The organism is Flavobacterium croceum DSM 17960 (genome assembly GCF_002917885.1).
Lineage (GTDB): Bacteria > Bacteroidota > Bacteroidia > Flavobacteriales > Flavobacteriaceae > Flavobacterium > Flavobacterium croceum.
The window spans coordinates 1-11,413 of the sequence record NZ_PQNY01000007.1 but is presented as its reverse complement, the minus strand read 5'-3'; the positions used below and the strand labels follow the sequence as shown (position 1 = coordinate 11,413).

Here is an 11,413-nt window from a genome sequence, read left to right as displayed (position 1 = left end):
GAATACAAATACCGAATAGGGTTTAACCTATTCGGTATATTAAAAATATGATAGTCGTATTAAAACGTTTAGTTTACAACATCAGGCAATGGATTTTACGTAACAAAAAAAAATCTACTGCACTATGTTTGATTTTGTTATTCTATTATTTTTCATTGCCAAGAACTCTTTTTCAAGAGCCTTATGCTACTGTAATAGAAAGTAGTAAAGGTGATTTATTAGCCGCTAAAATAGCTTCTGATGGGCAATGGCGTTTCCCTGCCAATGATAGTATTCCTGATAAATTTAAAAAATGTATTGTGTATTACGAAGACGAGCATTTTTTTCATCATTGGGGGTTTAATCCTGTAGCGATATATAAAGCGTTGCGCCAAAACCAAAAGGCAGGGAGAGTAGTTAGAGGCGGAAGTACATTAACGCAGCAAGTAATAAGGCTTTCTAGAAAAAATCAAAAGCGAACTTATTTTGAAAAGTTTATTGAGATTGTTTTAGCAACTCGATTGGAATTTCGTTATTCTAAAAATAAAATAATAGAGTTGTATGCTGCTCATGCTCCTTTTGGCGGAAATGTTGTGGGCTTAGAAATGGCATCGTGGAGGTATTTTGGGGTACAACCACATCAATTATCTTGGGCAGAAAGCGCAACTCTTGCCGTTTTACCCAATGCTCCTCGCCTAATATACCCGGGTAAAAATCAAGAGATATTACTTAAAAAGCGCAATGCCTTATTACAAAAGTTATATCAAGAGCATGTTATAGATAAAACAACCTTAGAATTATCGATGCAAGAACCTCTGCCACAAAAACCGTATAATTTGCCTCAAATTGCATCACATTTATTACATAAAGTAGCTAAAACACATCAAGGTGAAAAAATTACTACGACTATCGATGTCAATTTGCAAAACAGGGTAAACCAAATAGCGAGTTACTATTACAATCAATACAAGCAAAATGAAGTACACAATTTAGCCATTTTGGTTATTGATATAAAAAATAGAGATGTTGTAAGTTATGTTGGCAATGCACCTACCGATTTGCTTCATGATAAAGATGTCGATATTATTACAGCTCCACGAAGTACAGGTAGCGTATTAAAACCTTTACTATTTGCCTCTATGCTCGACGAAGGAGAAATTTTACCCAATACTCTTGTGGCCGATATTCCTACTCAAATATCGGGTTATGCACCTCAAAATTTCAATTTTACTTACGATGGTGCTGTACCTGCGCAACGTGCTTTGTCTCGTTCTTTAAATATCCCTTCGGTGTTAATGTTGCAAGAGCATGGTGTTTACAAGTTTTATGAAACACTTCAACAATATAAACTTAAAAACATTAATAAACACCCCGATCATTATGGTCTTTCACTCATTTTAGGAGGAGCAGAAAGTAATCTTTGGGATTTGTGTAGAACGTATGCCAATCTTACATCAACATTAAATTATTACAATCAAACACATGAATATAGAACTAAAGAATTCGCAGAATTAAATATTGTAAAAGGATTTCAGCAAGATTACGGACATAATTCTAACGAAAAAAACATAGTAGGAGCAGGCTCAATATACCTTACTTATAATGCTATGAAAGAAGTTAATAGACCACAAGGAGATGAAGCTTGGAAATTTTACGATTCTGCTTTACAACTTGCGTGGAAAACAGGAACAAGTTTTGGCAATAGAGACGCTTGGGCTATCGGAACCAATTCTAGGTATGTAGTAGGAGTATGGGTAGGTAATGCTTCTGGCGAAGGAAGACCACAACTTACTGGAATAGAAAGCGCAGCACCAATATTGTTTGATGTTTTTAATACATTGCCCAAAACAGGATGGTTTCAAACACCATTAAATGATTTAGAATATGCCGAAGTATGCGCTCAAAGTGGACATTTGGCACAAGATGATTGCCCAAAAACAAAACAACTTATTACTCGAAATGGAAAAAAAACAAGTGTTTGTCCGTATCACAAATTAGTACACCTTGATTATAGCGAGCAATACCAAGTAAATAGTAGTTGTGAAAGTGTAGACAATATTATCAGTAAAAAATGGTTTGTACTACCACCTGTTATGGAGTGGTATTACAAAAGTTTACATATAGATTACAAACCATTACCGCCTTTTAGACCCGATTGTATTGTTTTACCGCAACACAGTATGGACTTTATTTATCCTAAAACAAATAGTAAGATATATTTAACAAAAAATTTTAGTAGTACCATACAACCTGTAATTTTTAAGGTAGCTTGTTCCAATAAAGAATCAAAACTTTATTGGTATGTAGACAATGTTTACAAAGGAATTACACAAACCTTTCACGAAATGGCAATAGAGGCTTCAACAGGCACACATACAATAGTTGTTGTAGATGCGTTGGGTAATGAAATAAGGCGTAAAGTAGAGTTTGTAAGAGAATAAAACCATAAAAAAAACCGCCAATCATTTTGAAAGGCGGTTTGTTTTTGCTGTAGTTCTATCGCTAGAATTAATTTGATATTTTTTTTCCTTGTTTATCAAAAAAATGATATTCAAGATACGTGTAAGCGTCACGAGGTATAATTTTCACCCATTTTTTATGCTCGAGTAGCCATTTCGTGCGTAATGATGGAAAACCTTTAGTAAGGTATGCTGCCACAAAAGGGTGTACATTAAGTACAACTTTTTTATGGTCTTGTAATAATCGTTCCACATCATGATGTATTTTGTCTACAATTAATATAGGTGCATCAATATCATCAGATAAATGGTTGTTAGGGTTTTCTTCCCTAGTTTCAATATTTACTTCCGGGCGTACTCTTTGTCTAGTTATTTGTACTAAACCAAATTTACTTGGAGGTAATATTTTGTGTTTTGCTTTATCATCGCTCATTTCTTCTTTCAAGAAATCGTATAAAACTTTTCTATTGTCTGGATTTTGCATATCTATAAAATCCACTACAATAATGCCGCCCATATCTCTTAGTCGTAATTGTCTAGCAATTTCGGCAGCGGCTATCAAGTTTACTTCTAGTGCAGTATCTTCTTGGCTCGTAGCTTTGTTAGAACGATTACCGCTATTTACATCAATTACATGCAATGCTTCTGTATGTTCTATAATAAGATAAGCGCCTTTGCTCATCGATACAGTTCTACCAAAAGAAGTTTTAATTTGTCGTTCTATACTATATTTCTCAAAAATTGGAACATCATTAGACTTATAAAGCTTAACAATATTTTGTTTTTCAGGAGCTATTTCGGCTAGATAGTCCTTTGTTTCTTGGTACAACTCTTCATCATCTACTTGTATACTTGTAAAAGTATCGTTAAACACGTCTCGCAATATAGCAGAGGCTTTGTTTAATTCGCTCAATACTTTTGACGGATGATGAGCAGTTGGTAATTTCTTACACATTGCAGTCCATCTGTTTAATAATGACTGCAAATCTTTTTCTAAATCGGTAACACTTTTACCTTCGGCTACTGTACGTACAATAACCCCAAATCCTTTAGGTTTTACAGCTTGTACTAGCTTTTTTAATCGATCTTTTTCTTCTCTAGATTCAATTTTTTGTGAAACAGAAACTCTGTCTGAAAAAGGCACAAGCACCAAATATCTTCCTGCAAATGAGAGTTCAGAACTCATTCGAGGCCCTTTGGTTGATATAGGTTCTTTAACCACTTGTACTAAAACCGATTGATTTGCACTTAATACATCTGTAATAGAGCCATCTTTATCAATTTCTGGCTCAAAAGGAAAATTTTTGAGTGAATAATCTTTTATTTTACCTGCGCTTACAAGTTTTATGAATTTTAAATAAGAAGTTAAATTCGGCCCTAAATCATGATAATGTAAAAAGGCATCTTTTTCAAAGCCTACATTTACAAAAGCAGCATTTAAGCCAGCTACAGGTTTTCTTATCTTGGCAATAAAAACATCACCTACGATAAAATCTCCCGATTTTTTTTCTTCTTCTTTATGTAATTCAATGAGTTTTCCATCTTTTAATAAGGCAAAATCTACAGCATTTTCACCACTTCGGATGATTAATTCTTTATTCATGTTGTAAATTTTTATCCCAACAAAAAGCTTTTAGCCTTTAGCTTTTAGCTTTTAGCTCAATAACTTTGGCTAATTGCTGATAGCTAACTACTGGTAGCTAACGTAAGGATGGATTAAACATTTTTTACAGGATTTACCCGTTGGATTTCTATCAATCAAATTTCTCCATAGTTTTTTTCCCTATAAAACAGGTGTTTTTACTATTTTTATTTGATTGTAATCCGTTTTCAATGAACGTTTAAAAAGAAAAAAGTAGTTTTAAACTACTTTTTCTTTTTGTGGCGGTTAGCTCTCGCTCTTTTTTTACGTTTGTGAGTTGCTACCTTATGTCTTTTTCTTTTTTTACCACTTGGCATAACATGTAGTTTTTGTGATTAATAAATAAGTTTTAAACTGCTACTTCAGTTTTTGTTTTTACCCCTTCTACGAACACTTTTGCAGGTTTAAATGCAGGAATGTTGTGTGCAGGAATTTTTATTGTAGTGTTTTTAGAGATATTTCTACCTGTTTTTTCAGCTCTTGTTTTAATGATAAAACTTCCAAAGCCTCTTAAATATACGTTGTCACCAGATTCTAAAGAATTTTTAACTTCGTCCATAAAAGCCTCAACAACAGCCTGAACATCTATTTTTTCCAATCCTTTTTTTTCCGAAATTTTAGCTACGATATCTGCTTTCGTCATTTTCTTTCTTTTTTAAAATTTGTCTAATTTTTTTGAGAGTGCAAATATACAAATTAAAAAAACAATTTTTCAACTATAATTAACTAAAATTTAATCATATAAACTTTTATTTTTGAGGCTCATTTTTTTGTATGGATTTTTCAAAAACAATTATTCGATGGTATTTGCAGCATAAACGAGATTTGCCTTGGCGCGAAACCACCAATCCATATCATGTTTGGTTGTCTGAAATTATACTCCAACAAACACGTGTAGCGCAGGGGTTGTCTTATTACAATAAATTTGTATCATCATTTAAAACCATAAACGATTTTGCTGCTGCCACCGAACAAGATATATTAAAACTGTGGCAAGGTTTGGGGTATTATTCTAGGGCTAGAAATATGCATAAAACAGCGCAGGTAATAGTTCGTGATTTTAATGGCGTTTTTCCAAATAACTATCAAGATTTATTAAAACTAAAAGGTGTTGGCACTTACACAGCGGCCGCTATTGCTTCGTTTTCTTATAGAGAGCCGGTGGCTGTTGTAGATGGTAATGTGTATCGAGTTTTGTCTCGCTATTTTGGTTTGTATACAGATATTTTATCAACCAAAGCAAAAAAAGAGTTTACTGCGCTTGCTCAAGAACTTCTAGATAAAGCTTCTCCAGATGTTTTTAATCAGGCTATTATGGAGTTTGGGGCTTTACAATGTGTGCCGAAAAATCCAGATTGTGCTGTATGTGCTTTAAACGATAGTTGCTATGCCTTGCAGAAAAAAGCGGTGCAAGACTTGCCTGTTAAATTAAAAAAGACCAAAATAAAGCAACGTTATTTAAATTATGTAATATTTATAGACGCTCACAAAAACACATTACTTAACAAGCGCACACAAAAAGATATTTGGCATAATTTGTACGAATTTACTTGTTTGGAATATCATAAAAATGAAAATAGCGCCAAAATTATAAAAGATATTCAACAACAATTCTTCAGTTATGACTTAAATTCTGTTTGTCAATTAAATAACGAACCTATTATTCATAAACTCTCACATCAAAGTTTACATATTAATTTTTTTGAAGTTCGTGTTGATGCTTCTTTACAAAACGCTGTTTCAGTGAGTGATTTACATTTATACCCGTTCCCGATAATCATTTGGAAATTTATAGAAAAACACTTTAAAGACTATTTTTCCAATTATTTATTTTCTTGACAAATAATTTAATTTTTGATTAAAATGTTCTGTTTTTAATAATTAATGAATATCTTTTTCAAAAATAATTGTATCTTTGAGAGTTTTAAAATAATTTTTACCATGAACGGGACAATTAATAAAGTTATGCTGATAGGTCATCTTGGAGATGACATTAAAATGCATTATTTTGAGGGAGGTAATTGCATAGGAAGATTTCCGCTTGCCACAAATGAAGTATATATAAATAAGCAAACAAATGAAAGAATTACTTCTACAGAATGGCACAATTTGGTGGTAAGAAATAAAGCTGCCGAGATTTGTGAAAAATATCTTTCTAAAGGCGATAAAATTTATGTAGAGGGCAGAATAAAATCGCGTCAATGGCAAACCGAAGACGGTACAACAAAGTACACTACTGAAATTCAAGTTACAGAATTTACTTTTTTAAATGTTAGAAAAGAGCAAGAGGCTAGATCGCAAAGAATTAATGTAGAACAAACCCATACTTCTGATGATTTACACTCTCAGCAAGATGATTTGTCGTATTAATTTTTTGAGATTAAAATAAAAGCTTGCTTTTTGCGTTCATAACAGTACATTTTTCAATGCTCTACATGAATAGAAAAATTTTATTTTCCGTTTTGGGTACGTTAAGTACCCTTTTTTTTATTGGTTGTAAAGAAGATGTTCTCCCAAAGCCTTCTTCCTATTTGAGATTAGAATACCCAAAGGCAAAATATGCGGTAGCAAAAAACAATTGCCCTTTTGAGTTTGAAATGAATGATAAAGCAAAAATTGCCTCAAAAGAAAATTGCGGCTTCACATTGCATTACCCTGCTATGAAAGCTACGGTTTACATAACCTACAAACCAGTACAATCTAACTTGAGTACATTGTTAAAAGACGCTCAAAAACTTACCTATGAGCACGTTATTAAAGCCGACGAAATAGTAGAGCAGCCTTTTGTAAATCAGGACAGAAAGGTGTACGGTATGTTTTATCAAGTTGGAGGCAATGCTGCAACAAATGCACAATTCTATCTCACCGATAGTATTCATCATTTTGTAACGGGTTCGATGTATTTTTACGCAAAACCAAATTTCGATTCTATTTTACCAGCTGCCGATTATGTTAAAAAAGATATTAGACATATTATGGAAACCATGAAATGGAAATAACATTATCTATTTAAATACCAAACACTCACTGTAAGTACACTTGCAAAACTAACCCAAGCTAAATAAGGTATCAACATTTTAGCGGCTAGTTTGTCTAGTTTATCAAACTTTTTGTAGGTTTCAAATATCATCAACCATAGTAAAATTACCTCTATACTTGCTAAAAGTAAATTGTGTAAACCAAAAAAAATGTAGCTCCACAAAAAATTTAAACCAAGCTGAATAATAAAATATTGCAAAGCCGATTTAACTTCTTTGGGTTGTTTTTCAAACAAATTCCATACTCTTCCTGCGGCAATACCCATCATAATGTATAGCGCAGTCCATACAGGAAAAAACACCCAATTTGGCGGATTGAATGAAGGTTTTTTTAAGTGTACGTACCAATTTGGAATATTTTCCCGCGTTACCATTCCCGATAAATAACCAATCGTTAAACACGTAACCACAATCAATAAAGGTCTTAAAAATTTTTGCATACAATCGTTTTTTCAAAAGTACAAAAATAGCCTTAAAAACTCCTACCTTTGTAGCTATTATTAAGAAGCGAAACAATAGGTTTATTTATAATGGCATTTCCTGCTATACGCTGCAATCTTTGCTCCGCAAAGGATTTACGCTTCTATCAGGGCTATAAAGTAAACTATTGGCATAGTAACACACCTACTTATTATGATTACTGAACAATTTGTATATAAATCTAGTATTTCTCAACAATCGGGCAGTATTACTTGTAGTGCGCCGAGTAATATAGCTTTGGTAAAATATTGGGGCAAACGTGGCGAACAGTTACCCGCAAACCCTTCGTTAAGTTTTACTTTACAACACTGTAAAACCATAACAAAGCTCGATTACTCGCCAAAAACAAGTTCAGATACCTTTTCGTTCGATTTGTTTTTTGACGGCAAACCCAAAGATGATTTTAAACCTAAAATTGAGCAATTTTTTCAGCGTATTTTGACGTATTGTCCTTATTTAACTTCTTTTCATTTTACCATTAATACCCAAAACACATTTCCGCATAGCTCTGGTATTGCCTCATCGGCTTCTGGAATGGCAGCTTTGTCCTTTTGCATTATGCAATTGGAAAAACTACTCAATCCATCTATTGTAGATGAGTTTCTATACCAAAAAGCATCTTTTTTAGCTCGCTTAGGTTCGGGTAGTGCTTGCCGTAGCATAAAAGATAGTGTTGTGGTTTGGGGGCGACATCAAGAGGTTTTTCAAAGTTCCGATTTGTATGGAGTGCCTCTTAATACCCCTTTGCATGAGGTTTTTAAAAACTATCAAGATACTATTTTGTTGGTAGATAAAGGCGAAAAACAAGTATCAAGTACCGTTGGTCATAACCTTATGCACAATCATCCTTATGCAGAAACTAGATTTTTTCAGGCGCATCAAAATCTTTCGGCATTAAAATTGTGTTTACAAAATGGTAATGTACAAGAATTTATTAAAATAGTTGAGAGTGAAGCCCTTACTCTTCATGCTATGATGATGACTTCGATGCCTTATTTTATATTAATGAAACCCAATACATTGCATATTATAAATGCCATTTGGCAATTTAGAGAAACCACACAAATACCAGTTTGTTTTACTCTAGATGCAGGTGCTAATGTACACATGTTATATCCTGAAAAAGATAAAGAAGTTGTTTTGCAATTTATTAATTCAGAAATAGTTGGCTATTGTCAAAACGGTCATTATATTTGCGATGAAATAGGTTTTGGCGCACAACGTTTAGCTTAATACCAAGTAATTATGAAAGGACCACTTTTTTATTCTAAAATTTTACTTTTTGGAGAATACGGAATCATTAAAGATTCCAAAGGTTTGTCTATTCCTTATAATTTTTATAATGGAGCTTTAAAAGTAGATCAAAACCCATCTGAAGAAGCAAAAAAATCGAATGAAAGTTTGCAAAGATTTGTTCATTACCTAGAACAATTACAGCAAAATCAACCTGATTTGGTTACATTTAATTTAGAGCAACTCAAAGATGATGTTTCAAAAGGTATGTATTTTGACTCTAGTATTCCGCAAGGTTATGGAGTAGGAAGTAGTGGTGCTTTGGTTGCAGCTATTTATGATAAATATGCTCAAAACAAAATTACTGTTTTGGAAAATCTTACTCGAGAAAAACTTTTGCAACTGAAAACCATTTTTTCTGAAATGGAATCTTTTTTTCATGGTAAAAGCTCTGGTTTAGACCCATTGAATAGCTATTTGAGTATTCCTATTTTAATAAATTCTAAAGATAATATAGAAGCAACTGGTATACCTTCTCAAAATACGCAAGGTAAAGGTGCTGTATTTCTTATTGATTCTGGTATTGTTGGAGAAACGGCTCCAATGGTAAATATTTTTATGGAAAATTTAAAAGATAAGGGCTTCCGTAAAATGTTACAAGAACAATTTGTAAAATATACCGATGCTTGTGTTGAAAACTTCTTAGGGGGTGATAAAAAATCGCTGTTTTCCAATACTAAAAAATTGTCTAAGGTTGTTTTACATAATTTCAAGCCTATGATTCCCGAACAGTTTCATCATGTTTGGCAAAAAGGAATTGACACAGACGATTACTATTTGAAACTTTGTGGCTCTGGTGGAGGTGGCTATATTTTGGGTTTCACTCAAGATTTGGAAAAAGCACAACAATCTTTAAAAGATTATAAACTTGAGGTAGTTTATCAGTTTTAATCGACACTGAAACTCTACTTTTTATGTTGTCTAGAAAAAACAAAATAATCTTACTTAAAATTTTAAGTATGTTTTCGGTTGTGCGTGGCTACAATGTTTTTATAGTGGCTGTTGCGCAATATTTATCGGCAATATTTATTCTTGCCCCAGAAATGAGAGCATTAACCGTGTTGCTCGATTTTAATTTGTTTATTTTGGTTTTAGCCTCTAGTTTAACTATTGCTTCTGGGTATATAATTAACAATTTTTACGACAGTAAAAAAGATTTAATAAATAGACCTAATAAATCTAGAATAGATCGTTTAGTAAGTCAAAAAACTAAATTGCAAGTTTATTTTTCTATCAATTTTGTAGTGGTTTTTTTGGCTATGTTGGTCTCTTGGCGTGCTGTTCTATTTTTTTCGGCTTATATTTTTTTAATTTGGTTTTATTCTCATAAGCTAAAAAAATACCCTATCATTGGAAATCTTACGGCAGCCTTTATGGCAATACTTCCTTTTTTTGCTATCTTAATGCATTATAAAAATTTCTATGCTCAAATATTTGCGCATGCAAGTTTTTTGTATTTGATATTGCTCATTCGAGAAATTGTAAAAGATTTAGAAAATATACAAGGAGATATTGCCAACAATTACCAAACGATACCTGTTCGGTTTGGTGAAAATTTTGCTAAAAATGTGATTTTAGTACTAACATTATTTACTGTAATTCCTGTTTATTTTTTGGTAGAAATATTTGAAGTAGGTTATATGGATATATATTTTTACGGCAGTATATTGTTACTTATCATGTTTTTGTTGGCTTTATTTCAAGCAGATAAAAAAGAGCATTTTATAAAACTTCATTTTCTACTTAAATTAATTATTCTGCTAGGTGTTTTTAGCATTATACTTATAGATCCCGAAGTTTTGATACATGGAAGAAACTATATTGTAAAATAGAATTTATTCATCTTCTTTAAACCAGCCAGAATACATCACATAGTTGTTTGATATTCGTTCTATCTCTCCAGCAAAATCTGATTGATTGATGTCTTTTACTTTTTTTGCGGGTATACCTGCGTAAATTGCACCAGATTCTACAATGGTGTTTTGCGTAACTACCGAACCTGCAGCTATAATAGAATTACTGTTTACAACACAATTATCCATAACAATGGCTCCCATACCAATCAAAACATTGTCATGTATTGTACAACCATGCACTATTGCATTATGACCTATAGATACATTGTTCCCAATATGTGTTGGGTGTTTTAAGTAGGTGGCATGAATTACAGCACCGTCTTGAATATTTACTTTATTTCCAATTTTTATATAATGTACATCACCTCGTATTACTGCGTTAAACCATACACTACATTGACTCCCAAATGTAACATCTCCAACAATTGTAGCATTTTCAGCGATATAGCAATCATTAGGTATGTTTGGCGATTTTCCGTTTACTGTTTTTATAATCATGTCGTAAATGTATAAAAAATCCCGTTTTTAAACGGGATTAATATTTTAGTTGTTTGCTGGACAATTACAATCATATTTATCAGGAGAGCAAAACAAATTAAACCCAAGCGTTATTTGATGAAACCCACCGTTGTCAAATTTCACATTTCCTAATAAATGAGAATACGT

Annotated in this window: 11 protein-coding genes and 1 pseudogene; 7 read left to right on the top strand and 5 right to left on the bottom strand. The window is 32.6% G+C overall.

The window, feature by feature from the left end:
* The first annotated feature begins 47 nt into the window (after positions 1 to 47).
* A complete protein-coding gene (pbpC, locus tag Q361_RS06395; RefSeq protein WP_103725897.1) occupies positions 48 to 2,420 on the top strand; it encodes a penicillin-binding protein 1C in 2,373 nt (790 codons plus the stop codon).
* Positions 2,421 to 2,487: 67 nt separating this feature from the next.
* On the opposite strand, the gene Q361_RS06390 is transcribed toward pbpC, so the two are convergent.
* Together Q361_RS06390 and Q361_RS06385 are read right to left on the bottom strand one after the other, a co-directional pair.
* The gene (locus Q361_RS06390) at positions 2,488 to 4,041 is read right to left on the bottom strand and encodes an Rne/Rng family ribonuclease (RefSeq protein WP_103725896.1); all 1,554 of its coding nucleotides are present in this window, start codon (positions 4,039 to 4,041) and stop codon (positions 2,488 to 2,490) included.
* 388 nt (positions 4,042 to 4,429) lie between these two features.
* Positions 4,430 to 4,723, bottom strand: a complete 294-nt coding sequence (locus Q361_RS06385; RefSeq protein ID WP_103725895.1) for an HU family DNA-binding protein — start codon at positions 4,721 to 4,723, stop codon at positions 4,430 to 4,432.
* 131 nt (positions 4,724 to 4,854) lie between these two features.
* Here Q361_RS06385 and mutY point away from each other — a divergent pair, with 131 nt between their 5' ends.
* From mutY to gldD, 3 genes are all read left to right on the top strand, one after another.
* Positions 4,855 to 5,919 carry an A/G-specific adenine glycosylase gene (gene mutY, locus Q361_RS06380; RefSeq protein WP_103725894.1) on the top strand — a complete coding sequence of 355 codons (1,065 nt, stop codon included), beginning with the start codon at positions 4,855 to 4,857 and terminating at the stop codon, positions 5,917 to 5,919.
* 102 nt (positions 5,920 to 6,021) lie between these two features.
* Positions 6,022 to 6,450, top strand: coding sequence for a single-stranded DNA-binding protein (locus tag Q361_RS06375; RefSeq protein ID WP_103725893.1), 429 nt, complete (start codon positions 6,022 to 6,024; stop codon positions 6,448 to 6,450).
* 65 nt (positions 6,451 to 6,515) lie between these two features.
* A complete protein-coding gene (gene gldD, locus Q361_RS06370) occupies positions 6,516 to 7,079 on the top strand; it encodes a gliding motility lipoprotein GldD (protein WP_103725892.1) in 564 nt (187 codons plus the stop codon).
* Positions 7,080 to 7,081: 2 nt separating this feature from the next.
* On the opposite strand, the gene Q361_RS06365 is transcribed toward gldD, so the two are convergent.
* Positions 7,082 to 7,558 (bottom strand): TspO/MBR family protein, encoded by a 477-nt coding sequence (locus tag Q361_RS06365; RefSeq protein WP_103725891.1) that lies wholly within the window; start codon positions 7,556 to 7,558, stop codon positions 7,082 to 7,084.
* 193 nt (positions 7,559 to 7,751) lie between these two features.
* Between Q361_RS06365 and Q361_RS06360 the strand changes: the two genes are divergently transcribed.
* The 3 genes from Q361_RS06360 to Q361_RS06350 are packed head-to-tail and all read left to right on the top strand — an operon-like array spanning position 7,752 to position 10,723.
* On the top strand, positions 7,752 to 8,831 hold the full coding sequence (locus Q361_RS06360) for a diphosphomevalonate/mevalonate 3,5-bisphosphate decarboxylase family protein (protein WP_103725890.1): 1,080 nt from the start codon (positions 7,752 to 7,754) through the stop codon (positions 8,829 to 8,831).
* Between the two features lie 12 nt (positions 8,832 to 8,843).
* The gene (locus Q361_RS06355; protein ID WP_103725889.1) at positions 8,844 to 9,782 is read left to right on the top strand and encodes a mevalonate kinase family protein; all 939 of its coding nucleotides are present in this window, start codon (positions 8,844 to 8,846) and stop codon (positions 9,780 to 9,782) included.
* 23 nt (positions 9,783 to 9,805) lie between these two features.
* Positions 9,806 to 10,723: a geranylgeranylglycerol-phosphate geranylgeranyltransferase gene (locus Q361_RS06350; RefSeq protein ID WP_103725888.1), complete on the top strand. Its 918-nt coding sequence runs from the start codon at positions 9,806 to 9,808 to the stop codon at positions 10,721 to 10,723.
* A 3-nt stretch (positions 10,724 to 10,726) separates the two neighbouring features.
* Here Q361_RS06350 and Q361_RS06345 read toward each other — a convergent pair whose 3' ends face one another.
* On the bottom strand, positions 10,727 to 11,245 hold the full coding sequence (locus Q361_RS06345) for a gamma carbonic anhydrase family protein (RefSeq protein WP_103725887.1): 519 nt from the start codon (positions 11,243 to 11,245) through the stop codon (positions 10,727 to 10,729).
* A gap of 45 nt (positions 11,246 to 11,290) precedes the next feature.
* Positions 11,291 to 11,413 (bottom strand): annotated as a pseudogene (locus tag Q361_RS14025) (PorP/SprF family type IX secretion system membrane protein); the annotation flags it as partial.

Coding starts and splice junctions, on each gene's coding strand:
- Q361_RS06360 (WP_103725890.1), top strand. CDS start 7,752: ATGATTACTGAACAATTTGTATATAAATCTAGTATTTCTCAACAATCG.
- Q361_RS06385 (WP_103725895.1), bottom strand. CDS start 4,723: ATGACGAAAGCAGATATCGTAGCTAAAATTTCGGAAAAAAAAGGATTG.
- pbpC (WP_103725897.1), top strand. CDS start 48: ATGATAGTCGTATTAAAACGTTTAGTTTACAACATCAGGCAATGGATT.
- mutY (WP_103725894.1), top strand. CDS start 4,855: ATGGATTTTTCAAAAACAATTATTCGATGGTATTTGCAGCATAAACGA.
- Q361_RS06350 (WP_103725888.1), top strand. CDS start 9,806: ATGTTGTCTAGAAAAAACAAAATAATCTTACTTAAAATTTTAAGTATG.
- Q361_RS06365 (WP_103725891.1), bottom strand. CDS start 7,558: ATGCAAAAATTTTTAAGACCTTTATTGATTGTGGTTACGTGTTTAACG.
- gldD (WP_103725892.1), top strand. CDS start 6,516: ATGAATAGAAAAATTTTATTTTCCGTTTTGGGTACGTTAAGTACCCTT.
- Q361_RS06390 (WP_103725896.1), bottom strand. CDS start 4,041: ATGAATAAAGAATTAATCATCCGAAGTGGTGAAAATGCTGTAGATTTT.
- Q361_RS06345 (WP_103725887.1), bottom strand. CDS start 11,245: ATGATTATAAAAACAGTAAACGGAAAATCGCCAAACATACCTAATGAT.
- Q361_RS06355 (WP_103725889.1), top strand. CDS start 8,844: ATGAAAGGACCACTTTTTTATTCTAAAATTTTACTTTTTGGAGAATAC.
- Q361_RS06375 (WP_103725893.1), top strand. CDS start 6,022: ATGAACGGGACAATTAATAAAGTTATGCTGATAGGTCATCTTGGAGAT.